The organism is Hyphomonas sp. (assembly GCF_036964145.1).
GTDB lineage: Bacteria > Pseudomonadota > Alphaproteobacteria > Caulobacterales > Hyphomonadaceae > Hyphomonas.
On the sequence record NZ_JBALUC010000001.1, the window covers coordinates 355,547 to 379,750 of the forward strand.

General features: G+C 58.7%; 24 protein-coding genes. 18 read left to right on the forward strand and 6 right to left on the reverse strand.

Features of this window, described 5'->3' with window-relative positions; all coding sequences use genetic code 11:
- Positions 1-166 precede the first annotated feature (166 nt).
- From V7660_RS01865 to V7660_RS01890, 6 genes are all read left to right on the forward strand, one after another.
- Positions 167-847: an OmpW/AlkL family protein gene (locus tag V7660_RS01865; protein ID WP_335601419.1), complete on the forward strand. Its 681-nt coding sequence runs from the start codon at positions 167-169 to the stop codon at positions 845-847.
- Between the two features lie 148 nt (positions 848-995).
- Positions 996-2,831 (forward strand): ABC transporter ATP-binding protein, encoded by a 1,836-nt coding sequence (locus V7660_RS01870; protein WP_335601420.1) that lies wholly within the window; start codon positions 996-998, stop codon positions 2,829-2,831.
- Positions 2,832-2,924: 93 nt separating this feature from the next.
- Positions 2,925-3,800, forward strand: a complete 876-nt coding sequence (gene motA, locus V7660_RS01875; protein ID WP_335601421.1) for a flagellar motor stator protein MotA — start codon at positions 2,925-2,927, stop codon at positions 3,798-3,800.
- Between the two features lie 53 nt (positions 3,801-3,853).
- Complete coding sequence (locus V7660_RS01880; protein ID WP_335601422.1) at positions 3,854-4,864, forward strand: endonuclease/exonuclease/phosphatase family protein; 1,011 nt, start codon at positions 3,854-3,856, stop codon at positions 4,862-4,864.
- A 38-nt stretch (positions 4,865-4,902) separates the two neighbouring features.
- Positions 4,903-5,427 (forward strand): hypothetical protein, encoded by a 525-nt coding sequence (locus V7660_RS01885; RefSeq protein ID WP_335601423.1) that lies wholly within the window; start codon positions 4,903-4,905, stop codon positions 5,425-5,427.
- 47 nt (positions 5,428-5,474) lie between these two features.
- Complete coding sequence (locus V7660_RS01890; RefSeq protein ID WP_335601424.1) at positions 5,475-7,391, forward strand: cation:proton antiporter; 1,917 nt, start codon at positions 5,475-5,477, stop codon at positions 7,389-7,391.
- Between the two features lie 6 nt (positions 7,392-7,397).
- Here V7660_RS01890 and V7660_RS01895 read toward each other — a convergent pair whose 3' ends face one another.
- Positions 7,398-8,117 (reverse strand): M48 family metallopeptidase, encoded by a 720-nt coding sequence (locus tag V7660_RS01895; protein ID WP_335601425.1) that lies wholly within the window; start codon positions 8,115-8,117, stop codon positions 7,398-7,400.
- Positions 8,118-8,185: 68 nt separating this feature from the next.
- Between V7660_RS01895 and V7660_RS01900 the strand changes: the two genes are divergently transcribed.
- From V7660_RS01900 to V7660_RS01915, 4 genes are all read left to right on the forward strand, one after another.
- Entirely contained in the window at positions 8,186-9,814 is a 1,629-nt protein-coding gene (locus V7660_RS01900) for a hypothetical protein (RefSeq protein WP_335601426.1), read from the forward strand.
- Between the two features lie 89 nt (positions 9,815-9,903).
- Entirely contained in the window at positions 9,904-10,725 is an 822-nt protein-coding gene (locus tag V7660_RS01905) for a TIGR00282 family metallophosphoesterase (protein ID WP_335601427.1), read from the forward strand.
- Between the two features lie 45 nt (positions 10,726-10,770).
- On the forward strand, positions 10,771-11,343 hold the full coding sequence (locus V7660_RS01910) for a biliverdin-producing heme oxygenase (RefSeq protein WP_335601428.1): 573 nt from the start codon (positions 10,771-10,773) through the stop codon (positions 11,341-11,343).
- Complete coding sequence (locus V7660_RS01915) at positions 11,324-13,882, forward strand: HWE histidine kinase domain-containing protein (protein ID WP_335601429.1); 2,559 nt, start codon at positions 11,324-11,326, stop codon at positions 13,880-13,882. Before V7660_RS01910 ends, V7660_RS01915 begins: the two co-directional genes overlap by 20 nt.
- 41 nt (positions 13,883-13,923) lie before the next feature.
- On the opposite strand, the gene V7660_RS01920 is transcribed toward V7660_RS01915, so the two are convergent.
- A complete protein-coding gene (locus V7660_RS01920; RefSeq protein ID WP_335601430.1) occupies positions 13,924-14,562 on the reverse strand; it encodes a peroxiredoxin in 639 nt (212 codons plus the stop codon).
- 126 nt (positions 14,563-14,688) lie between these two features.
- Between V7660_RS01920 and V7660_RS01925 the strand changes: the two genes are divergently transcribed.
- A complete protein-coding gene (locus tag V7660_RS01925) occupies positions 14,689-15,219 on the forward strand; it encodes a SixA phosphatase family protein (protein ID WP_335601431.1) in 531 nt (176 codons plus the stop codon).
- Positions 15,220-15,310: 91 nt separating this feature from the next.
- Here the strand turns inward: V7660_RS01925 and V7660_RS01930 are convergent, their stop codons facing one another.
- The 3 genes from V7660_RS01930 to V7660_RS01940 form a co-directional block, all read right to left on the reverse strand.
- Complete coding sequence (locus V7660_RS01930) at positions 15,311-15,616, reverse strand: UrcA family protein (protein ID WP_335601432.1); 306 nt, start codon at positions 15,614-15,616, stop codon at positions 15,311-15,313.
- Positions 15,617-15,713: 97 nt separating this feature from the next.
- Entirely contained in the window at positions 15,714-15,896 is a 183-nt protein-coding gene (locus V7660_RS01935; protein WP_335601433.1) for a hypothetical protein, read from the reverse strand.
- Positions 15,897-16,142: 246 nt separating this feature from the next.
- Complete coding sequence (locus V7660_RS01940) at positions 16,143-17,696, reverse strand: FAD-binding domain-containing protein (protein WP_335601434.1); 1,554 nt, start codon at positions 17,694-17,696, stop codon at positions 16,143-16,145.
- A gap of 240 nt (positions 17,697-17,936) precedes the next feature.
- On the opposite strand from V7660_RS01940, the gene V7660_RS01945 reads away from it, so the two are divergent.
- From V7660_RS01945 to V7660_RS01955, 3 genes are read left to right on the forward strand one after another with little or no spacing between them, the layout of a single operon-like run.
- Positions 17,937-18,680 (forward strand): glycosyltransferase, encoded by a 744-nt coding sequence (locus tag V7660_RS01945; protein ID WP_335601435.1) that lies wholly within the window; start codon positions 17,937-17,939, stop codon positions 18,678-18,680.
- Positions 18,681-18,736: 56 nt separating this feature from the next.
- Complete coding sequence (locus V7660_RS01950; protein ID WP_335601436.1) at positions 18,737-19,219, forward strand: hypothetical protein; 483 nt, start codon at positions 18,737-18,739, stop codon at positions 19,217-19,219.
- A gap of 32 nt (positions 19,220-19,251) precedes the next feature.
- Complete coding sequence (locus V7660_RS01955; RefSeq protein ID WP_335601437.1) at positions 19,252-19,440, forward strand: hypothetical protein; 189 nt, start codon at positions 19,252-19,254, stop codon at positions 19,438-19,440.
- Between the two features lie 492 nt (positions 19,441-19,932).
- On the opposite strand, the gene V7660_RS01960 is transcribed toward V7660_RS01955, so the two are convergent.
- Entirely contained in the window at positions 19,933-20,889 is a 957-nt protein-coding gene (locus tag V7660_RS01960) for an IS1595 family transposase (RefSeq protein ID WP_335601438.1), read from the reverse strand.
- A 102-nt stretch (positions 20,890-20,991) separates the two neighbouring features.
- Here V7660_RS01960 and V7660_RS01965 point away from each other — a divergent pair, with 102 nt between their 5' ends.
- From V7660_RS01965 to V7660_RS01980, 4 genes are all read left to right on the forward strand, one after another.
- A complete protein-coding gene (locus tag V7660_RS01965) occupies positions 20,992-21,213 on the forward strand; it encodes a DUF6471 domain-containing protein (protein ID WP_335601439.1) in 222 nt (73 codons plus the stop codon).
- Positions 21,206-22,204 (forward strand): hypothetical protein, encoded by a 999-nt coding sequence (locus tag V7660_RS01970; protein WP_335601440.1) that lies wholly within the window; start codon positions 21,206-21,208, stop codon positions 22,202-22,204. Before V7660_RS01965 ends, V7660_RS01970 begins: the two co-directional genes overlap by 8 nt.
- Before the next feature lie 68 nt (positions 22,205-22,272).
- Positions 22,273-22,890: a glycosyltransferase gene (locus V7660_RS01975; RefSeq protein WP_335602042.1), complete on the forward strand. Its 618-nt coding sequence runs from the start codon at positions 22,273-22,275 to the stop codon at positions 22,888-22,890.
- Between the two features lie 97 nt (positions 22,891-22,987).
- Positions 22,988-24,202: an acyl-CoA dehydrogenase family protein gene (locus tag V7660_RS01980; protein WP_335601441.1), complete on the forward strand. Its 1,215-nt coding sequence runs from the start codon at positions 22,988-22,990 to the stop codon at positions 24,200-24,202.
- Positions 24,203-24,204 lie beyond the last annotated feature (2 nt).

Sequence of the window (24,204 nt, forward strand, 5' to 3'; positions counted from 1 at the left end):
TCACAGGAGAGGGGCGCGGAGGCAATTCGGAACAATACCTAATCGCGGTGCCATGCCGCGCGACACGCGCCCGCGCGTCAAAACGGGTAATTTTATACAGGAAAACATGGGGTTAGGTCTCTCGCATCCGGCGCAGGTAGGTGCGCCAAAACAGGAGTGACATGACATGAAACAGCTTCTCCTAGTCTCATTGGTTGCCGGGGCAACCTGGCTTGGAACGGCGCCTGCCGCATCGGCAGACGACAATCCCTGGATGGTGCGCGGACGCGTTATCGGGGTCTTGCCGGATGAATCCGGCGATCTCTCCGTTGCGGGGGCACAGCTCGCAGGAGATGTGGAGATTTCGAACCAGTATGTGCCTGAACTCGACATCACCTATTTCTTCACCAAGAACATCGCGGCCGAACTGATCCTTGGTGTGACGCCCCACGATGTGAAGGCGACCGGCGTGACGGTTCCCGGCGCGCTGGACAATGCCACCATCGATCTGGGTGATGTCACGCTGTTGCCGCCAACTCTGACGGTTCAGTATCATTTTGTGAACGACAGCCAGTGGAAGCCCTATGTCGGCGCTGGCGTGAACGCGACCTTCTTCTTTGACGAAGATCAAGGCCCGGTGGCGGACGGGATTGACTATGATACCAGCGTCGGCCTCGCCCTTCAGGCTGGCGTTGATTACGACCTTGATGGCGAGCCCGGTGGTTGGGCGATCAATGCAGACATCAAGAAGATCTGGATCAATCCGGATGTGACTGTGGATTTCACCACGGCGCTTGGCGCAACAGTGGATGCTGACGTGGACATCGATCCACTCGTGGTGGGACTGGGGCTCGGATACAAGTTTTGAGCGCCACCTCTTGAGGGCAGGGCTTCCCCATTGGTCCTGTCCTCACTCTCCCCCCTGGGCCGCGTTCTTTCCCGATAACGCGGCCTTTTTTCTGCTTTCTGCAGACCGGTCGTTGCACCCCTCGCCGGCGCGTATACAGATTGCGGCCATGGCTATTCTTTCTGTCAAAGATCTTCGTGTTTCCTTCGACACGCCGGACGGTGTGGTCGAGGCGGTCAAGGGCATCAGTTTCGATGTCGCCAAAGGCGAATGCCTCGGCATTGTGGGCGAAAGCGGCTCGGGCAAGAGCCAGTCCGCGCTCTCTGCTCTGGGATTGCTGGCAGGCAATGGCACGGCGACAGGCCGGATCGAGTTTGACGGCATCAATATGCTGGATGCATCGGACGCCACACTGCGGGAAATTCGCGGTGCCCGGATGTCCATGATCTTCCAAGATCCGCTGACCAGCCTGACGCCGCACATGACCGTCGGCGCGCAGATGCGCGAAGTGCTCGCCCTTCACAAAGGGTTGAAGGGGGAAGCTGCCGATCGGATCTGTGTCGATTGGCTGGAGAATGTGCGCATCCCCGAGGCGGCGCGCCGGATGAACCAGTTCCCGCATGAACTGTCTGGCGGCATGCGCCAGCGCGTTATGATTGCCATCGCCATGCTTTGTAATCCGGAGCTCCTGCTGGCCGACGAGCCGACGACTGCGCTCGATGTGACCGTGCAGGCGCAGGTGCTGGAACTGATGGACGAATTGAAACGCGAAACCGGTACGGGCATCGCTCTCATCACCCACAATATGGGCGTTGTGGCCCGTATGTGCGACCGCGTCATCGTTATGCGTCATGGTGAGATCGTGGAGCAGGGCAGTGTGGACGACATTTTCTACAATCCCCAGGCCGACTACACCAAGATGCTGCTCAACGCTGTGCCGCGCATAGACGAAGCCGATCGACCTGGCCGTCCGGTCCTGTCGGCGCCGCCTGCGCCCGAAATCGAGCCGGTCCTCAAGGTCGAGGACATGAAGATTCACTTCCCGATTTCGGTGAAGGGTGGCCTGTTCGGCAAGACCAAGCCCCTGAAAGCGGTTGATGGCGTTTCGTTTGATTTGAAACCAGGTGAAACACTGGGCGTCGTGGGAGAATCCGGGTGCGGCAAGTCCACGCTCGCGCGCGGCGTTCTGAACCTGATCCCGCCGACCGATGGTACGGTGGCCTGGCTCGGCCGCGACATTTCAAAGGCCAGCCGCCGGGAAATGAATGGCTTGCGCGATGATCTCCAGATCGTGTTTCAGGACCCCCTCGCCAGCCTCGACCCGCGCATGACTATTGGTGCTTCCATTGCCGAACCGCTGCAGGTGCACCAGCCGCGCCTGTCCCGTGCAGACCGGGAAGCAAAAGTGCGCGAGATTCTTCCCCGGGTCGGCCTCGATCCCAATTTGATCAACAGGTATCCGCATGAACTCTCAGGCGGCCAGAACCAGCGTGTGGGCATCGCTCGCGCCATGATCCTGCAGCCGAAACTGGTCATTTGCGACGAGGCGGTTTCTGCACTCGACGTGTCGGTCCAGGCGCAGGTCGTGGACCTGCTGATCGAGCTCCAGAAGGAATTCGGCCTCGCCATGATCTTCATCAGCCATGACCTCGCCGTCGTGCGCCAGATCAGCCATCGGGTCATGGTATTGTATCTCGGCCGCGTGGTGGAGTTGGCCGGGCGGGATGCGATCTATACCGAAGCGCGCCATCCCTATACCAAAGCGCTGATCGCCGCCGTGCCGAACGCCGACCCGACTGGCGAGCGCACCCGTGAACGCCTGCGCCTGACGGGCGACCTGCCGAGCCCGCTCGATAGCCGCGCATCCCTCCGCTTCATGAAGTCGAAACTCATCGATGACGGCGAGGCCGACCAGTACCAGCCACAACTGGTTGAAGTCGGCCCTGGCCATCTTGTGGCGGAGCATGATCCGGTGCTGGGCGGCAAAGGGCTGCGCGTCAGCTGATCTCCCGGCACAGGGCAGGGGACACCGGCCGTAAGCTTGGCTTAAGACGAATATGTCATGGTCAGGCTGTATTATTGCCGGAGTCTGCGCGTCTTGCCCCAATTGATCGGTCTTGTCCTAGTGGTCGTCCTCGTAATGGGCGGCCTTGTCCTGACGGGCGGGCATGGCGCCATGCAGGCGCTTCCCTTCGAGATTGCCCTGATCGGCGGGGCCGCCATCGGCACGATTCTGATCGGCAATTCGCCCAAGGTCGCCAAGGAGGCGTTTGGCGGGTTTGTAAAATCCTTCCAGGGCAGCCGCTGGCAGCGCCCCCAGCACCGTGAATTGCTCGTCCTGTTGTCGACTCTTATGCGCAAGGTCCGGCAGGGGGGCTTTGTCGCTATTGAATCCGATATTGAAGACCCCGACTCCTCGGCTGCGTTTGCGGCGGCGCCAACCGTGCTCTCGGACCCGTCCGTGCGGGACATGATCTGTGATTCCTTCCGCCTCATGGCGCTGGACCTGTCGGACCCGGCGCGCGCCGAGGCACATATGGAACAGTCCGTTGCGTTGCACATCGACCAGCGCATGAAGGCTGTGAATGCGCTCAACACCGTCGCAGACGCCCTGCCAGCGCTCGGGATCGTGGCGGCTGTACTCGGTATCATCAAGACGATGGGCTCGATCGACCAGTCGCCCGCGGTGCTGGGCATGATGATCGGATCTGCACTGCTCGGCACATTCCTCGGCGTCTTCCTTGCCTATGGGGTCGTCGGGCCTGTCGCAGCGCGGTTTGGCCAGATCGTGGAAGACGAGGCCCAGCCGCTGGATGTGATCCGGACCGTACTGTCCGCCTTTGGCGGCGGCGTGCAGCCTGGGATCGCCATTGAACTTGGCCGCACCGCCATTCCGGCGGACCAACGCCCGGATGCGGAATCGGTTGAACGGGCCCAGACCAGCGCCCGTTTTGCCGAGCGGGCTGTCGCTTAGGCGAGCGGCCATTCTACGTTGACCCCGGAAGAATGAAGCCGCATCACCCGTGAATGCCTGATATTCGTTTGGCCACGTTCAATTGTGAGAACCTGATGATGCGGTGCGATTTCGCGCGCTCCGGTCTCGCCAATGCCCGTAGCAGGCTGACGAATGTGGATGACGCGCTCATTGCAGAGCAGGTGGATGCCGTCTTCGATGTGCTCTCCGAGGATGACCGCACCCTGACGGCGCAGGCGCTGGTCGCCACGCATGCAGAAGTATGCGCGCTGCAGGAGGTCGAGAATCTCGTTACCCTGACCGCATTCGACAATCGCTACGTGTCCCGTTGGGCAGGCCGGCCTTTTGGGGAGCGTGTGCTGCACGAGGGCAATGACAGCCGCGGCATCGATGTGGGCCTGTTGTCCTCCCTGCCCATTGTATTCCAGCGCAGCCATGCCCGTGCCACCTTTGGCCGGTTGGGCATTCATCCACCCCGCGGCACCTCTGTGAACGATTATGTCTTCCGGCGTGACTGTCTTGAAGTGGATATTGAGAAGGATGGGCGCCAGCTGACCCTCTTCATCTGCCATTTCAAATCCATGCATGGGGGGCGCAAGCGCACTGTGGCGGTGCGGGAGGCCGAGGCGCAGGCCGTGCGCCGTGTTATCAGCCAGCGCTTCCAGAACCCGGCCGAGGCGGAATGGGTCATTCTCGGGGATTTCAATGATTACTGGGAAGTCGATGGCCGTCCCGCGCGCCCGCACGGGCTGGGACCCCTGGTCGGAGACGGGTTTGCTGTGGACCTTGCCAGCCGTGCGATTGCCAATCCGTATGAACGCTGGACCCATCATTACAGCGGGGACGACACCTATGGCGCCCTTGATCACATCTTCCTGTCCCCACGACTTGCAGCGCTGAATCCCGCCGCGAGTGTAGAGATTGTACGGGCCGGATCGCCTTATCGGGCCGAGAGATATGACGGAATCCGCTTCCCTGGCGTTGGTTGGGTGACGCCCAAGGCATCTGACCATTGTCCGATGGTGACGACTTTAAAATTTGAAGGTCGCCTTGCGGCACCCTAATTTATGTTGGCTGTGGTAAACATGGGGGCCGAGAGGCAGTGTCACGCTTTGATAATCTGATCGAGACGGTGGAGGCCTATCAGGCCCTCGCTGCCGAGAATTATGACCGGATCAGGACCCTGGCCGAGGAGGTGCGCAGTGGATTCTGCGACTATCTTGGGGCCAGTGATGGGGTCTGTGTCCACCTCGTGCCCCCTGCCGGGGCCTACAAGCCGAAGGCGCATGGCGATGCGGCCTTCTCGATCCCACCGCGTGGATTTCGCCTGCTTGGCCCCATTTCATTCGGTTTGGCGGTACGCGTCTCACGCGATACCGACTGGCTGAGGCTGGTTATGGAGTGTCGCAAGATTGGCGACAAGTTCAAGATCCAGATTGAGGATGGTTCGGTATATGAATTCAGCCTACCTCTGAAAGAGGCGAGCCCCGACCCCTTCTACGAACACCTCTATCAGCACATCCTGCTCTGGTTCTCCGACCGAGTCGAACGCTACAAAGAGGGCGATTATGGAACCCGTGAGATCGGGTTCGACTTTGCTGATGACATAAACGCGGCTCAAGCCTAGTTTTTTGATCGCCCAACGGGCAAAATGCACCACGAAACGGGGCTTTTATGGACCAATTCAACTTTGCACTGGCATCCGCCGGATCCAGCGAGCTGATATTCGCCTGTGCCCTGATCGGGGCGCTGGGCATCGGCGCGCAATGGGTTGCCTGGCGTATCCAGGCGCCAGCCATCGTGCTCATGGCACTGGCCGGCCTGGCGGTTGGCCCGCTCTGGACTGTCGTTTTCGGCGAGCCCCTGCTGAACCCTGAGAAGGTGTTCAATGGCGGCAGCAATGAATTGCTGCGGCCTATCGTGTCGCTGGCCGTTGCCGTGATCCTGTTCGAGGGCGGTCTCGTCCTGAAATTCGAGAACCTTAGGGACGCTGGCGCAGCTGTGCGGCGCATGGTGTTCCTCGGCGGCCCGCTGGCTTGGGCGCTCGGTACGTTCGCTGCCCATTATGCCGCCGGTCTCGATTGGGGCAGTTCTGTTGTGTTTGCGGGCGTGCTGGTGGTTACCGGGCCGACCGTGATCATGCCATTGTTGCGTCAGTCCAAACTGGGCGGGCGCACCGGCCAGTTCCTGAAATGGGAAGGCATCGTCAACGATCCCGTAGGCGCCCTGTTTGCCGTTGCTGCATTCGAAATTATCCGCGTGGCGGCGACCGGCGAGTCCATCCTGGGCAAGGGCGCCATGATCATCGTGGCTGCGGCGCTCGGCGTCGGGCTGGGCTTTGCCTTTGGGTGGGCGATTGTACGCGCTTTCCGTCAGGGTTGGACGCCGGAATATCTGAAAGCGCCCATCATCTTCGCGTCGATTATTCTCTGCTATGCGCTGGCAGAAATGATCGAGAAGGAAATCGGCCTCGTCGCCGTGACCGCCTATGGCATGACGCTGGCCAATTCGCGCCTCGCAGGCCTCGCAGAACTCCGAAAGTTCAAGGAAGACATCGCGGTCCTGCTGGTTTCGGGCGTGTTCGTCATCCTGACGGCCAATCTTACGCCGGATGTTATCCGTCGCGCCCTGACCTGGAATACGCTGGCCTTCCTGCTGACCATGCTGTTCGTCGTACGGCCCCTGTCGGTCTGGATTGCCACATTCGGGACGCTGAAACGCAATGAAGCCCTCCTGCTCGGCTGGATTGCGCCGCGCGGGATCGTGGCTGTGGCCGTCTCCAGCCTGTTTGCGACCCTGCTGGAAGATCTCGGTCGGCGCGGGGATTCACGGTTCTATTTCTCCGGTGCGGAACAGATCACCCCGCTGGCCTTTGCGATGGTGTTCGTCACCGTGGTCCTGCATGGCTTTACGATCGGGCCGCTCGCCCGGCGGCTAGGGCTCGCCCGCAAGGAACGGCCGGGGGTTCTCCTGGTGGGTGTGAACCCGTGGAGCATCGATTTGGCGAAAGTTCTGAAGGATGTCGGTATCGAGCCAATTCTGGCCGATAATAACTGGCGTCGGCTCCGGCCTGCACGGGAAGCGGGGCTTAACACCTTCTTCGGTGAAGTTTTGTCGGAAGAGGCAGAGGTCAGACTGGACCATGCGGCCTTCGACCAGGTGGTCGGGCTCTCAGCCAACGAACCCTATAACGCACTTGTTTCGGGCCATTTCGCCCCAGAGCTCGGGCGTCACCGCGTCTACCAATTGTCGGCGCAGGACACCGAGGAGGAAGATCCCCGGGCTATCGGCATGGGGACGCGGGGCCGCACGCTGATCCGCCGGGGCAGGGGCTATGACAGCCTGATCCGCGACCATTATCGCGGCTGGACCTTTGGCAAGACCAAGCTGACGGACGAGTATGACCTTGAGGATTACCGCGAGGATCGGCCGAAAGTGGATCTGATCGCTGAAATTCGCCCGGACGGCACGCTGATTTTCCTCGGGCCGAATCGTGAGGCCAAGGGCGGTGAAGGTGTCACCCTGATCAGCTTTGGTCCGGCCCGTGAGGTCGAGGTGGCAACAGAACCTGAAGAAATCGCTGCGGACTAGGCCCGGCTATATGCCGGCCGCCTGCAGGCCGGCGCCATGCTCACGCAGCCAGGCGCGCTGGTGTTTCCAGTCGTTGCAACAGGTTGCAACATGCGCCCAGAAGCGCGGGGAATGGTTCATTTCCAACAGATGCGCGCACTCATGCGCGGCCACATAGTCGAGCACTGCGGGCGGCGCCATAACGAGGCGCCACGAAAAGGATAGCTGTCCGTCGGCCGTGCAAGAGCCCCAGCGTGAGCGCGTATCCTTGACCGAAATGCCCTTGTAGGCAACGCCCAGCGAGGCGGCGTGGCGGTTGACGGCGCGGGTAATATCGGCGCGGGCCTGCTTCTTCAGGTAGCGTGTCACCCGCAAATGCAGCGTTTCGGGATCTCCGGGGGCACACAAGATGTTGGGCTGGCCCGCCATCATCCGGGCCACGCGTCCCTGACCTTGGGCGGTGAGGCGGCACGGGGCGCCACGATAGGAAATAAGGTTGTTTTCTTCGAATCGCACGACTTCCGGCAGATGCTGGAGGCGCGTCGAAATCCAGTCGATGCGCTCGGCCGCAAAGGCAGCAGCATCCTTGATCTGGCGGCGTGTGGGGGCAATCGCGACGGCTTCCCGGCGACGCTCGTCCAGCCTCAGGATCAGCCGCCGTGCCTTGGAATTGACCTCAAGACGGACGCGGATCTGATCCCCGTCCGGCCCACTCAATGTCACGGTCTGGCCATTGTTGTATGCCATGTTAATAATCTCACTCTAGGTGACGGGCGCAAATGGAACGCTGGCATCAATCATTAAAGGGACCAAACATGAAATATCTGCTCACAGGCGTTGCCGCCATCGCCATGCTTACGGCTTGCGGGGACAAAGACAAGCCGGTTGACGCGGCAGGCTCTGAATATGCCAGCGATGCCGCAAAGGACGTCAAGGCACGCAAAGGCGACCCGGCAACAGCGCCTCAGGCGCTTGCGGCCCTTTCTTTCGACCAGTCGGCCGACAGCCGGGTTTCCTTCGGCAGCAGCAAAGTGGACGGAGACAAGGCGGTTTTCACCGACGTGACCCTGCTGGCCGCCGATGACGACGAGTCTGACGATGATGACGGTGCCCACCTCTCCGGCGCCGATGTGAAGGCGAAGAAACTCGAATTTGACGGCCTCGCCATGATCGACGGCAAGGCAAGCTTCTCCAAAATGGTCATGTCCGACATCTCTCTGGTTCCGACGGATCCAGAAGAGGAAGAAGAGGGCAGCGCGTCCATCGGCTCGATCGAACTGGTGAATCCGTCGCCTGAGCTGGCCGCCTGGGTGGCAAGCGTATTCGCGGATGCCGAACCGGCTGACATGCCGACCGGCGAGGCGCTCGCCTTCGATCTGTGGGCGATGAACGACATGAACATGCAGATCGATGAGGAGGATGGCCAGAACGGCACGTTCCTCGTGGACGCGATTTCGGTCACCGGCATGAAGGATCAGAAAGCTGCCGAAATGCATCTGAAAGGTCTGAAGTTCGACATGTTTGATCCGGAGGATGATACCACGGTCAAGGCAAACCTCGGCAATGTCGACATTCGTGGCTTTGACTGGTCAGTCTTTGTCCCGCAGGAAGGGGAAGATCTGGAAGACAGGTTGGAGTCCGGCTTCATGTCTGGCCTGAACCCGAAAGATGCAGCCAATCCAGGCTACAAGTCTATCAGCTTGAAAGACCTGAATTTCGATGTGTCCGGGGTCAATTTCGACATGCCTTCACTTGTGTCCAATGTCAGCCATGACAAACAGGGGCGCGCGGTGAAAGTGGTTACCGAGCCGGTCAAGATGGTGCTCAATGCCGGAGACGGCGAACTGGGCCAGCAATTGGGCGCGCAGCTGGCGACGCTGGGTTATGAAAAGCTGGAACTGACCATGGCCAGCGAACAGGGCTATGATCCGGATTCAGACATAGTTACACTGGAAAAAGGCAAGAATTACTGGGAGCTGAAAGACGGTTTCCGGCTGAATTTTGGTGCCAAATATGAAGGTGCCAGTGCGATGGCCGCAGCGCAGGCCGAGCAGCATCTCGACGCGTCGGACCCGTCCGCCATGCTGGGCGAAGTGATGGACAAGCTGACCATTCACTCGCTCGACCTGTCGCTGGATGATGACGGCATCGTCAACCGCGCCTTCAACGCCTATGCGGCGCAGAGCGGGGAAGACCCGCAGCAACTACGCAATCAGACGGCTGGCCTTCTGGCCATGGCACCGATGATGGCGTCCGGCTCCGGCATCGACATGGAACTGGCCACAGAAGCTTCTACAGCCCTGTCCAGCTTCATTACCGATCCGAAGACGCTGACCATCAAGCTGCAGCCTACGACACCGCTGAAAGTGTCGGAACTTGCAGAGATCGAGGATCCTTCGACACTGACCAAAGCGTCGCTCGGCTTTTCCGCCACCAACGAATAGGATCAGCTGAATTCCTTGCGAAGCGCGCGCATCCCGGCTGGGTGCGCGCGCTTTTCTTTACCCACAGGTCGAGGCATAGACTTTTCGTCATGAAAATAGCCTTTTTTGGAGATGTGGTCGGAAAGCCGGGCCGGCAGGCTGTCCTGGACCATTTGCCGGGCCTGAAGGCGCGTTTGCGCCTCGATTTTGTAATCGTGAATGCTGAAAACTCTGCAGGTGGTTTCGGTCTCACCAGCGCTATTGCCGAGGAGTTCTTTGCCGCCGGCGCAGATTGCCTGACGCTTGGGGACCATGCCTGGGACCAGCGAGAGGCCCTGACCTATATCGAACGCGAGCCGCGCCTGTTGCGCCCGGCGAACTATCCTCCGGCGGCTCAGGCGCCTGGGAAAGGGGCCAATCTGTTCAGCTTGCCGGACGGCCGGCGTGTCGGAGTGGTTCAGATTCAGGGCAATGTCTTCATGAAGCAGACCCTAAGCAACCCTTTTGCTGCCGTGGATGAAGCGCTTGATTCCATGCCGCTGGGCGCCGTGGCCGATGCCGTTATTGTCGACATGCATTGCGAGGCGACCAGTGAGAAAATGGCGATGGGACACCATTGTGATGGCAGGGCCAGTTTGGTTGTCGGCAGCCATACCCACGTGCCCACAGCGGATACGATGATCCTCGAAGGTGGCACCGCCTACCAGACCGATGCCGGCATGTGCGGGGATTATGACAGCGTCATCGGCATGCAGAAACAGATCTCCCTGTACCGATTCCAGACCCAGTTGCCCGGCGAGCGATACCAGCCCGCCTTGGGGGAGGGGACGCTGTGCGGAACCTATATAGAGACCGACGATGCCACAGGATTGGCAACCCGGATTGAGGCCATCCGCATGGGTGGACGGCTGAGCGATGCGGTTCCAACCTGACGCCCCGGAAGGGCCGTCAAAGCCCTCATCAAGGAAATTGCGGCGATGGATACGATGACAACGCTCAGGCAAATTTTGCGTACCGGCACCGCCGACAGTCATGCCCGCGTGGATGACCTCATCAGCCGGCATGACCTGACCCGCCCGGACGGGTTGGCAGCTTTCCTGTCCATCAACCATCTGGCCTATTCCTGGCTTGCCGAGAACTTGCGCCCACAGGCAGGATTCACAGCCCCGCCCTTGCCATTGGCGGACATAGAAGGCGACCTTGCCACGCTGGGAATGCCTATACCTGTCTGGCGCAACACCCCCGCTATAAAGACAAATCATCCAGTGGGGCTGATCTATGTTGTCGCTGGCAGCCGGCTTGGCGGTACGGTCTTGCACAAGCGCTGGCGAAAGGGTGGAGATCCGCATGTTCAGCGTGCAGGGCGATTCCTGACTCAGATGACAGACCGATCATGCTGGACAGCTTTTCTCGAACAGGTTTCAGCTGCACAGATTGGCCAATCGGAGCGGAATGAGATAGTAGCTTCTGCAAATGCGTGCTTTTCGATTTTCGAAACAGCATGCCTGGAAATGACGAAAGAGACTGCCTATGGCCCGCCACAGCCCTGAAACTGACGGGCCCGCGAGCGATGTCAATTTGACGAATTGCGACCGTGAGCCAATCCACACGATCGGCCGCGTGCAATCGTTTGGCGCCCTGATCTCCATGTCATCAGACTGGATCGTGAACCATGCCTCGGTCAATGTAGATCAATTCATTGGTATAGAGGCGCATGATTTGATCGGTCGACGCCTTTCCGATTGCCTGTCCGCACAGGCCTTGCTGCTGATCCGGTCGCGTATGCCGATGCTGGCATCGCCGGATGCTGTCGAACGCATATTTGGCGTCGAACTGGCGGGTAATGACAAACGGTTTGACCTCTCTCTCCACCTGTCCGGCAGGTCGATCGTGCTGGAGTTTGAGCCGCACAATGACGGTCACGATACAAATTACGTGAATTTCGTGCGCCCCATGGTCGAGCGTATCTCGCGCGCGGAAACTTCCCAGAAATTGTGTGACGATGCCGCACGGCAAATGCGAAACCTGATCGGGTTCGACCGCATCATGGTCTATCGGTTCGCCGAAGATGGGACCGGCGAAGTCATTTCGGAATCACTGAAGCCGGGGATGGAGAGTTTCAAGGGCCTGCATTATCCGGCCTCTGACATTCCCAAACAGGCGCGCGCCCTCTACACTCGGAACTTGTTGCGCATTATTGCCGATGTCTCCGATCCCGGCGTGCCCATCCTGCCGGTCGTGAATCCAGAGGGTCTTCCGCTTGATCTATCGATGAGCGGATTGCGAGCCGTGTCACCCATTCACCTTGAATATCTCGCCAATATGGGTGTCCAGGCCTCCCTGTCGATTTCAATCCTGAAACGGGGCAAGCTTTGGGGGCTGTTCGCCTGCCACCACGAAACGCCTCGCACGCTAAGCTATGAGGTGCGCACGGCTGCGGAGCTTTTTGGCCAGCTTTTCTCTTTCGTGCTGGACCAGAAGGAATCAGACGAAGGCCGGGAAGAGCAGGGGCGTGCCCAGCTGCTACACGATCAGCTGATGGCCCAGCTTGCGGAAGATGCCTCCATCTCGGATAATTTCGAGACCATTATCAATGGCATCAGCTCCGTCATCCCTTATGATGGGGCGGTTGGCTGGGTTGAAGGCAAATTTGAATCGACCGGTCATACGCCGACCAAGGAGGAATTTCTTGGTCTCGTGAACTTCCTCAACACAACGGCGGCAAGCCGTGTCTATCATATCGATAGTCTGGTCAAAGTCTTTCCACCAGCGGCGGAGTTCGTGGACCGGGCGGCTGGCATGCTGGTCTTGCCGGTATCACGCGCGCCGCGAGATTATATCGTTCTGTTCCGGCGGGAGATTGCGAAATCCGTCACCTGGGCCGGCAATCCGGAAAAGCCCGTCTTGCAGGGCAAGCATGGGGATCGATTGACGCCGCGCAAGAGCTTTGAGGCCTGGCAGCAGATTGTAAGAAACACGTCTGCACCCTGGCAGCCGCCCGAAATTCGAGCGGCGGAAGCGCTTCGCCTGACGCTCCTTGAAGTGGTTCTGCGGATGTCCGATGCCGCCCTTCGTGACCGGGCCAAGGCGCAGGAGCACCAGGAGCTTCTGATTGCCGAGCTGAATCACCGTGTCCGGAATATTCTCAGCCTGATTGGCGGGCTGGTCGAACAGAGCGGTACGGAAGCGCGGTCCATTTCCGAGTTTACGCATGTTGTGGGCGGCAGGATTCATGCGCTTAGCCGCGCGCACGACCTCATTACGCGGGAGCAATGGGAGCCTGCTTCGGCGCGCGAACTGATTCGCATCGAAGCTGAAGCTTATCTCGGTGCAAATGCGGAGAAGGTAAAAATTCAGGGTCCGGACGTTCACTTGCGTCCCAAGGCCTTTACCGCCGTCTCCCTTGTCATACATGAGCTGTTGACGAATTCGGCAAAATACGGCGCGCTCAGCGAGGCGAACGGGACCGTCCTGATCATATTTTCCCAACTTCCAGATGGGGGCATGGCAATTGACTGGCTCGAGACGGGCGGGCCCCCCATCCAGTCACCGCCGCTGAGGCGGGGCTTTGGATCAACCATCATTGAACGGTCGATTCCCTATGAGTTGAGTGGCCGGGCCGAACTGAAATTTGAAGTGACCGGCGTGTCAGCGCGCTTTGAGATTCCGGCAGCGCATTTTGATGGATTCACGAATACCATTCAGGAGAAGACAGCGGCCCTTTCGACGGAAAAAGCCCGGCCCAGCCTGTCAGGCCAGGCGCTTGTCCTGGAAGACAATCTGATCATTGCAATGGATGCCGAAGACATGCTCGGTTCGCTTGGGGCAACGGAAGTCTTCGTGGCCGCCAATGTGCGTGAAGCGCTCGCAATCCTGGAAGAACATTCGATCCAGTTTGCCTTGCTGGATGTCAATCTCGGCTCCGAGACCAGCGAGCCGGTAGCCGAGGTACTGCACGCGCGCGGCGTCCATTTCGCGTTTGCGACCGGCTATGGGGATTCCATCGATCTGGCGAAACGGTACTCATCCGTGCCGGTTGTGAAGAAACCCTATGATGTGGCCTCCATTGAGGCGGCGCTGCCGGGATAAACCCAGGGCCCGTCCCGCGCCCGAGGGCGCGGGGACATTGCCTATTTATTCGGTTGCGGCGTGTAGCGCAGGTACGGCTTCACGGCCTTGTAGCCCTTCGGGAAAAGGCGTTCGATCTCATTCGGGTCTGTCAGGGACGGAACGATGATGACGTCGTCCCCATCCGTCCAGTTCACCGGCGTGGCGACCTTGTGGCCATCGGTCAGCTGGAGGCTGTCGATCAGGCGCAGGATCTCGTCAAAATTCCGGCCAGCGCTCGGGGGATAGATGATCGAGGCACGGATTTTCTTGTTCGGATCGACCACATAGACAGCCCTGACCGTGACCTTGGCGTCGGCATTTGGGTGGATCATATTGTACAGTGTCGCGACGCTGCGGTCAGGATCGGCAATGATCGGAAACTGGACGCTGGTATTCTGCGTCTCCTCGATGTCGGAGATCCATCTTTTGTGATCTTCCAGACTGTCGACGGAGATCACCAGGGCCTTTGCGCCGCGTTTCGCGAACTCGTCCTTCAGTTTCGCTGTATAGCCGAGCTCTGTGGTGCAGACGGGGGTGAAATCTGCGGGGTGGGAAAAGAACACAACCCAGTCATCCCCGGCCCATTCATGAAAGCGAATGGGGCCTTCTGTCGTGTTGGCTTCAAAATCCGGGGCGACGTCGCCAATCAGAAGGCTCATATTACCATACTCCTGTCTCTTGATTTCTGACCGGAAAATGGTGCCTAAGAGGAAGCAATCCAATGCGCGACATCTCAAGCTGTCGATAAGTTTTTCTAATGCCCGACCCGGGAAGAAGGAATTGGAATGAAACGCCTGATCCTGATGCGGCATGCCAAGACAGAGCCTTGGGGCGAGGGGGTCGATGATTTCAGCCGCGCACTGACGCCGAGAGGCAAGGAGGATGCCCAGCGCATGGCCGAGGAACTGGTGGCCATGGGGTGGAGCCCCGAGCGCATCCTGGTGTCGAGCGCCAGACGGGCCCGTGAAACCTGTTCAGAAGTAGCAAAAGTGGTCGAGGGCGAGAAAGTCCGCCCGATGGAGTCGCTCTATTTATCCGGTGTGCGCGGTCTGACCGAAGCGATCTGTCACAATGACGGGGCGGGCACACTTATGGTGATTGGCCACAATCCGGGCCTGCATGATTTCTCGATGGAAATTCTACGTGAAGCCGGCAGCCGGGATCATCAGGAGTCGATCCGGTTGATCGAGAAATTTCCGACGAGCTGCTGCGCCCTGTTCGAGAGTGATGAGGAAGGGGCGTTCGTGCCAGCCCATTTCCGTCTGGCCCAAATTCTGCGGGCAAAGGATTTCCGCGAAGCGGATGCAAACTCCTGATACAAAAAACCCTGCCGGTGAAGGCAGGGCAAGAAGCCGGATCGGGCAGGCGAGGTGAGAGAGGCTGGAAGCCTGCCAGACCTGGCTGGGATCAGTTGGATGCGTAGTGAACCTTGGTGAAGGTTGCATCATCCACATAGGCGACGATCTTCTTCATCATCTTGCTTTCACACTGGTTGACCACGAAATTCTTGGCGACCCCGAAGTTCTCGTGTTCGACAGCGCAGCGCGTGTGCACATCCTGGCGGATACGATCATATTCGGCTTTTGCGCCTTCTGTGGTCGACAATTGGGTGCGGTTCAGATCGATTTCCATCTTGAAGTCGTCGGAGGCAGCAAAAGCCGGTGCAGTGGCGATGGATGCGGCGAGGGCAATGGCGGTGAGTGAGCGGATCATGGTGAATCTATCCTTTATGTCTGGTGTGATTAGGGGGCGGGGAGACCGGCGCCACGATCGGTAGGGGAGACCGTTATCGCGGCGCCGGGAGGCAGGCCTAGTGGGCTTCGCGGCGGGCGAAGCGGCGGCGGCGGCGAACCAGAAGATTCTGACGATCCTCCGCTTTGACATCATTGGCCGGCCGGGTCCGGTGAGTTGCCTCTCCGGTCATGATGGAGAGGGCCATCATGTCTTTCGTGGCGGGGGCGGCAATGTCGCTCTGACGGGCGCGGGGGATCATGATTTTCAATTCCTTCTAGCTGTTTGTTGGCTGTCCTTGGCGAGACCATCCCGCCGCCGACACAAACAATCTAGGTTAGATATTATCGAAAATCAATAACTTTTTATCGAAAAATGATAAAATCGAGCATTTTCAAGGCTCTAATATTTGTTGAATATCGATATGCTTGGTCATAACACAAGTCAAGCGCATGAAAAAAAGCTGGAGAAGAGTTCATGCAAAGGATTGCACTGGATCGATACGTGTTCAGGCCTGCCCTTGCAGGTCAAAGCTGAGCTGGACCGGGACCCTACGCTTTGTCGCAATTTTCCGACTTGTCGTCGGTCGCGAAATGCCCAGCTGCCTCGGGGCCACCGCATCAAAGGGGAGGGCGCGTGACTCCCGATGAGGTGCAAGACGGCGCCTGGCTTCCCGCGCTGCCGCTACATGGTCGACCAAGCGCATGGGATAGGACTGCCCCAAAACAATGCCATGCTCGGACAGGACCGATTTCGGAGCTTCCCATGGGTTATGGAGATATGGGTCCGCCAGCTCCGCGAGTTCCGGGACCCATTTTCGGATGAAGGCGCCATTCGGGTCGCGCGTCAGGGATTGCCGGACCGGGTTTGGAATGTAGGAAGGGGTGTCGACGGATACGCCGATCACCTTGCGCGCGTTTCCATAGAACAGTACGGGGTCGAAATCCGTGCAGAGCCGCGCCATGATCTGGCTTGGCCGGGAGGGATCCAGCCAGAGATGGCAGGTGGCAAAGGAGAGCAGCAGGCTGCGCAGTCCGGCCTCGAGATGCCCCGTCGCCTGAAGGCAGCGCAGGCTGGCATCCAGCAACGGGAACCCGGTTTTGCCAGCTGCCCAGGCTGACAGGCGTGGATCCGCCAGGCTGGCATCGTCCCTGCCATGAGCGTCCAGGGGGTGTTTGAAGCCGTTCGCGAGACCCGGTCTCGCGGTGGCTTGGTGAAGCCGGGCCCGTTCGGCCAGTTTCTTGGTGAAGCGATCCAAAGCCGAGGCGAAGGTCTGGTCGCCATCTGCGAGCAGCGCCGTTCGCGCCTTCATCGCACCTTGCCAGATTTCCCGCTCAGATAATGATCCAATAGCCAAATGGGCAGACAGGCGGGATGCGGCCGCATTCTCTGCCATGATGGACAGGTTCGGCTTGCCCGCATTTCGGACGTCACCGGACAGGAAGCGTCGCAATTGGAGAATGGCATTCGTTCGACCGCCGGTTTGCCGGTCCGGACAAATATCCGGATCGAGCCCGAAATCCGAGGCAGCCGGCCAGGTCTCCGATGGGATCGCCAGCGCGGGCAGGGCCCCCGGCGCAGGAAGACGGGCCTCACGCATGCGCTGGAGCCACAAGGCGTCCCAATCGGTATGAGGACTGGTTAAGCCCTGAGGTCCGGCATGCTCTCTCAAAGGGATGCCCGCCTTGAGTGCCCAGTTGCGGACATCGCGCTCCTGCGCGGAGTCGCTCAGGCTATTTTGGAGGGAATGGAAATGAAGCGAGGCAATGCCATGCTGGGCATGCAGGCGGGAGAGAACCTCCGTCGGCGACCCGGAGCGCAAGCAAAGCTGGCTGCCCCGCTGGCGCAAGGCATGATCCAGATCGGCAAGGGATTCGATCAGGAAATCGAACTGCCGGCCAGACGTTTCCGGGCGGTGCCAATGTTCCGGATCGAAGAGATATAACGGCACAATTTGACCCCCCGCCGCACAGGCCGATGTGAGCGCGGCATGATCATGGACCCGGAGGTCGTGGCGAAACCAGACGATGGTGAGCTCAGGCATGGAACAAATATAGAACATTTCGCGAAAGACTCCAAACATTTCTGTCGATCTTCCAATTCATTGCGAAACCGAAACGAATTCAACTTCTGGTTTCTTGAGCGCGGGGATCACTAGCTTTCAATGTCTTCAATGGGCATGGATGGGGCGAATGCGCGGGCGAGATTCCCGCAACACCTTTTTGACAACCTCGCAGAACCGCCGCCCGATGACAGTCTGGCGGAGAGAGCAGCGGAGGCGTTCCCTTCGCGATTCCTCGGTATGTCGGCCAAGACTGGCCTTCACGAGGAGCAGACGCGGTTCATTGGGCAGCTGACGGCGATTCTGGGTATTGGCGGATTGATTGCACCGGGGGCGATACTGGCGTGTCTCGGCGGACTGAGTCTCGTCCTGTTTACGGCCATCATAGCGTACCGCCTTGCGCTCGCGCTGTTCGGCTCCAGCCGCGCCTATCTCCTGACCGACCCGGCGTCTCTCTCATTGCTGCTGCCAAAATATACGATTCTGATCGCGCTGAAGGATGAGGCGGCGTGTATGCCCCAGCTTTCCGATAGCCTGATGTCGTTGGAATACCCTCGCCACTTGCTGGATGTGAAACTGTTGCTGGAGACCGGAGATGCAGCCACAAAGGATGCGATCCATGCACAGATATGGCCGGAAGGGACAGAGGTGCTCGTCCTGCCCCCTGGCAGGCCGCAGACCAAGCCACGCGCCTTGAATTATGGCCTGGCACGGGCGCAGGGCGCCTTCGTTACAGTCTATGATGCCGAAGACCGGCCCAATCCCGGCCAATTAATGGAGGCGGCACGCCGTTTCGCTTGGGATCCGGATCTGGCCTGTGTCCAGGCGCCCCTGGCAGGGAGTGTCCGTTTTGGGAGCTGGTTGTCGCGGCATTGGGCGCTGGAATATGCCATTCAGTTCAACCGCCTGATGCCGGCCCTTGCCCGGCTGGGTATGCCCATTCCGCTCGGCGGTACAAGCAATCATTTTCGCGGACTTATGTAGCAAGCGCACCAACTTCGCGCCTTCCCAGAATCTGCCTGATTTGGGACTCTGTGTCCATGACACATCCAACTCCCCTGACGAAGTGGGGCACCTTAAAGCCCTCTAAAACTGATACCTTCGAGCACACCATCAACGGCCTGCTGACCAAGCGAGCCGAGTTGTTCAACGAAGCCGAGAGACTGAGAGACCGCACAGCCGAGATAAAGAACGACGTGGCCGCGCTGGACCGCGTTCTAGGGACGCTGGGCTATACCGGGGATCTGGATAGCATCATGCCGCGTCAGAAGGTCGTCAGGCTCTTTGGGCAGGGTGAGCTGCTACGTGCCTGCCTGCATGAGCTGAGGCACGCTGACGGCCCTCTTACGAGCCGGGAGATAGCTCGGAGCATCGTGGAGCTACGCGGCGATGACCCGAATGACAGGAAGTACCTGTCGGATATGACGCGGCGGATATCGAAGTGCCTCAGAAAAGAAAGAGCTGCCGGGCGGGTCAGAGCGAAGCAATGTAAAGGACGGTTCTTGATCTGGGAGTCCGTCTGAGCGACGATAGGCTCCCAAGGATGGAGGCCAAAATGCTCGATCAAATCGAAGTTGTTGAAAACCCACGCACACCGGGTGAGTGGATTGTTGAGGGTCAGACAGAGGATGGCGGGATTCGGCGCGCCGTCTTTATCGACGCAGACGCCAAATCCCGCGCTGAGGGCTACGCCGATTTCATGAGGTTTCTACATCAACAGAATCGACACATGTCTGCGGCCTAGAATGGTCATCTCGTGTGTGCCATGGCCCGTCGATCTGAGCCGCGTTTGATACATCATCCACGAACATGCAGCGCCACTCCCCGCCGGGTGGAAGACCGCGAGACGACTCACCCCCATACTGGAAGGTGAGCACTTTATCGCGACCATTCTTAGTGCCGAGCGTATGAGGGCAGACCTCGCGAGGGCGACCTTGGTATACGCACGTTACGGGCTTTTTGGCCAAAATGGCCTGCCTGAACACATCGTAGGACATAAAATAATTCCTTTTCTTGTTAGTTGCATTTGCAACCCCGAAAAGGCTTGACGATTCGCGCGGGTCGTTTCATCTCTAGACTGTGCTGCACACCAAAACCTTTCGAGGTTTACTTACGATCCGAGCCCGCCGCTGAGTGCGAATCAGTTGCGGGCTCAATCGTTATTGCAGCATGATTTGAGAGAAATAGGGAGTCCGCTTTGTTCTTCGTTCGTATTCCATGAACGTTACAGGAACAGTTAGCGCTGCCAGTAACCGGCGAACTCCCGGCTGACAGGTGCGGCCATCGCGTTCCCCAGAACTCGCATAGTCAGATCGCCATTGCTTTCGCGGCGGTGATCTTCCAGCCATGCGGCATGGGTGGCGTACTGGTGAAGGTACTTCGGTGAAACGAAGTGATGCTGACCGCGTACCATGCGGCGCAGGCGGGAGAAGAAGCTCTCGGCATTGTTCGTATGGGTGCCGCAGAGGTCGCTATAGGCTTCCTCGTGGTTGATCCGGCCCATCGCGTAACCGCGTGACAGGTGGTCCCAATGGTTCGCCTCATCGGCATAGATGATCGATCCTGGCTTGACCGTGCGGGCAACCAGATCGACGCCATCGGCTTCGGTCCGGGTCACGAAGGTCAGGGTGCGGCCCTTGCGTGCGCGGACGGCGACCACGACGCGGCGGGTGCCGGTCTGATAACGCTTGCGGCGACGGTCAACACGATCCTTGCGCAGGTTCTTCGGACGGATATGGCCACCGAAATACGCGCCATCAATCTCGACTTCACCTTGAACAGTCGCGCCTTCAACTTCGTCTTGCATGGACTCACGTAGCTTGTGCGCCATGACCCAAGCCGTCTTGTACTGGACGCCAAGCTCACGGCTCAGCTGGACGGCTGAGCGGCCTTTGGAGCCGTTCACGAACAGACAGATAGCGGCGAGAATGTCAGAGAATGAAAGCTTGCGGCTGGCGAAGATTGTGCCGGACGTAACCGAATACTGGCGATAGCAAGCCTTGCACTTGTACTTGCGGCGCGTGGTGATCTTGTAGGACTCGTAGCACCCACAGTCAGGGCACACAGCTACGCCATCCGTCTCCGGCCAGCGGAGAGCGCAGAACGTCTCATACGCTGCATCTTCGCCCGCCTTGTAGATTTGGCGAAGCGACAGGGTGCGCGCTGCAGCAGAGAGGAGGAAGTGTTGTGCCATTTGTCTCGTTTTCGATATCTATGCATCGTATATAGTGCATATTGGTATCGTAGACAAGGGCAAAAGTATCGTTTATGATGCATTCTATATCAGGAGCGATACATGGCAGACAAAAACGAATGGGAAGAGAAGGCCGCAAACCTTCTAAAAGCCCAGCTTAAACTCAAGGGAATCACGTATAGTCAACTGGTTGAAAAGCTGGAGGCTATCGGTGTTGACGAGAAAGAGGCGAACATCCGCAATAAGCTCAGCAGGGGGAAGTTCACTGCGGCTTTCTTACTGCAATGCCTGAGCGCGGTTGGGGTGAGTGAAGTCCGTGTCTGACGATACGGAAAATGCAGAAGAAGACGCCCTGTTTGCGAGGGTTCCTGCAGCGCTTTTGTTTCTAATGGCCGTATTAGCCATACCAGTCTGGATTTCTTACAGCCAAATACACAAAGACGAACGCATAGACGCTAGCTCCCACAAGGAGAAAGTAACCGTCGCGGAATGCGTATCGCCGGACTTTTCCAACGCGATTGAATGCCTGCGACAAGCGGCAGACTCCGAATACGATCAAACTGCAGAATGGTATGATCTGAAAGCCCAACAGGACATGGCCAAGTGGGCGCTGCTCATGTTCGTCGTGACGAGTGTCGGTGTGGGATACATAGCGCTTACTCTGCACACTACTAGCGAAACCCTGGAAGAGGCCCGCAATACAACTCGTGCCGCCGTTGATGGCGCCGCTGCTGCTTGGAAGACTGAAGAGTCCACCCGAGAAATCGGACAAAAGCAGGCCACCGCCTATCTGTATGCGACCTCTGCCAACGTGCCTGTCAGGCAAACGCTCACCCACGGAGTTGACAATGCTTTGCTTAGCGCCCTCCAAAAAAGGGCGATGCTTTCCGTCAAACTCAGGAACATCGGGCAGACAATGGCAAAAAACGTCTACCTGAAGTTTGAGCTGTGTGACGAACAGAATAGAGCGTGGGAGACCCACAGGGAATTGAAGGACTTCAAGTCCCTGCGAACATCGAACATTGCTCCGGGGCAAGATTTCGACGTCATAATCTACCAAGATATACTCAAGGATATCAGGGAGAGCGCGGCTAGCGAGGATCGATTGGAGTACCCACTTCAAATGCGAACGCTGCGTGGGGACATCATCTACGAAGACGTTTTCACAAACATCTTCAGGACCGCGTTTATATTCGTCCTGTTCTACGATATCACCAAGGAAGAGGCCCCCAAAGAGGAAATGCCTTGCCTGCTCATGCCTAACAACGCTCCAGCCTTCGAGAAGGTTGGCGTTGAGCATTACAACGATAGCTAGAAGCTTAATCATTTCCGTCTCCTATTTGGAGCCGGACGAAATGCGGCAGCGCTTGGTGCGCTTGCTACATAAGTCCGCATTTTCGGCGCACAGCCTTGCTGGCTACGGGTGGATGGGACGCATGGAATGTCACAGAAGACGCCGATCTCGGCCTGCGGTTTGCGCGTCTGGGAAAAAAGATCGGGGTCATCGCGCCATCGACAGTTGAGCTGCCGCCCCAACGCCTGGGTGTGTGGATTGGCCAGAGGTCCCGATGGCTGAAGGGCTTTGTCCAGACATGGCTTGTGCTGATGCGCGAGCCGGTGACCGCCGTGCGGGAAATGGGCGTGCTGAGATTTGTGTCCATGCAATTGACGCTGGGCGCCTCCATCCTGTCGGCGCTCCTGCATTTGCCATGGCTCGTCTGGTGCGCGTTCTGCCTCGTTTCTCCGGATGCCCGGGTCAGCCTGATCAGCTGGACGATGCTGCTCATATCCTACGCGGTCGGCGCTGTAACGGCGTTGACCGTGCCCTCAAACACTTTTGCGGTACGGATGAGGGATATCGTGACATTCCCGTTCTATTGGCCCCTTCAATTCATTGCCATGGTGCGAGCGCTCTACAGTCTGGCCAAGCGACCGCATTACTGGGTAAAGACCCCCCGAGAAATGCTGCCAACTCCCGCTGACGGCCAGGACGGGAACTGAGGACCTCCAGGGTTTCTAACGCAAGGTCAGTGCTTGGCGGTGCCTCCTGATAGGCATAAGGTCAGGGCATGTTCCGTTGCCCCTTCAGGAGTCCGATATGGCGTATGATGAATCTGTCGACCTAGAACAGTTCCGCGCAGAAACGCGCGAATGGCTGGAAGAGAATTGTCCGCCGTCGATGCGCACGCCGATGAAGGATGACGAAATCGTCTGGGGCGGCAAGCGCGAAAAGTTCAAGAACCCGGAAGCCAAACTCTGGCTGGAGCGCATGGGGGAGAAGGGGTGGACCTCTCCGGAATGGCCGGCGAAGTATGGCGGCGGCGGCCTGAACCGCGCCCAGAACCGCGTGCTGCAGGAAGAGTTGCGCCGCATCAAGGCGCGCCCGGCGCTGTTCTCTTTCGGTCTCTGGATGTTTGGCCCGGCCTTGCTTGAGTTCGGCAATGAGGAACAGAAGCTGCGTTTTATCCCAGATATCGTAAAGGGTAAGACACGCTGGTGTCAGGGCTATTCCGAACCGGGCGCAGGGTCCGATCTCGCAGACTTGCAGACGCGTTGTGAAGACAAGGGCGATCATTACCTGATCAATGGCCAGAAGGTGTGGACGTCTTACGCTGACAAGGCCGACTGGATCTTCTGTCTCGTGCGCACGGATACGAGTGTGAAGCATGAGGGCATCAGCTTTATCCTGTTTGACATGGAAAGCCCGGGCGTTGAAGCGCGGCCGATCCTGTTAATCTCCGGTGAGAGCCCATTCTGCGAAACCTTCTTCACGGATGTGAAAGTACCGAAGGACCAATTGGTCGGCGAGGTGAATGGTGGCTGGCAGATCGCCAAACGCCTGTTGCAGTTCGAGCGCTCCTCCATCTCCGCTGGCGGCTTTGGCGGCACGGGCGGATCAGGTATCCTCGGGCCGGAAGAGTATGCGAAGATGCATATCGGCACAGACAGTGAAGGCCGACTGATCGATGGCGACCTCCGTGGGCGGATTACTGACCACAAGATGTATGCCAAGGCGTTCAACCTGACCGTCCAGCGCCAGGCTGAACAGGCCAAGGCAGGCCAGCAGGTCGGGCACACCGCCTCCATCCTGAAATACGGTGCGGCTAAGATGAACCAGGACCGGCATGAGCTTCTCGTCGAGGCGCTTGGCACTGAAGGTCTTGGCTGGGAAGGGGAGGGTTTCGACCCGTCCGCCAAGAAGGTCACGCGCCAGTGGCTTCGCTCGAAAGGCAATTCGATTGAGGGCGGCACGAGCGAGATCAATCTGAACGTGATCTCGAAACGTGTGCTCGGACTCAAAGACCACAAATAATC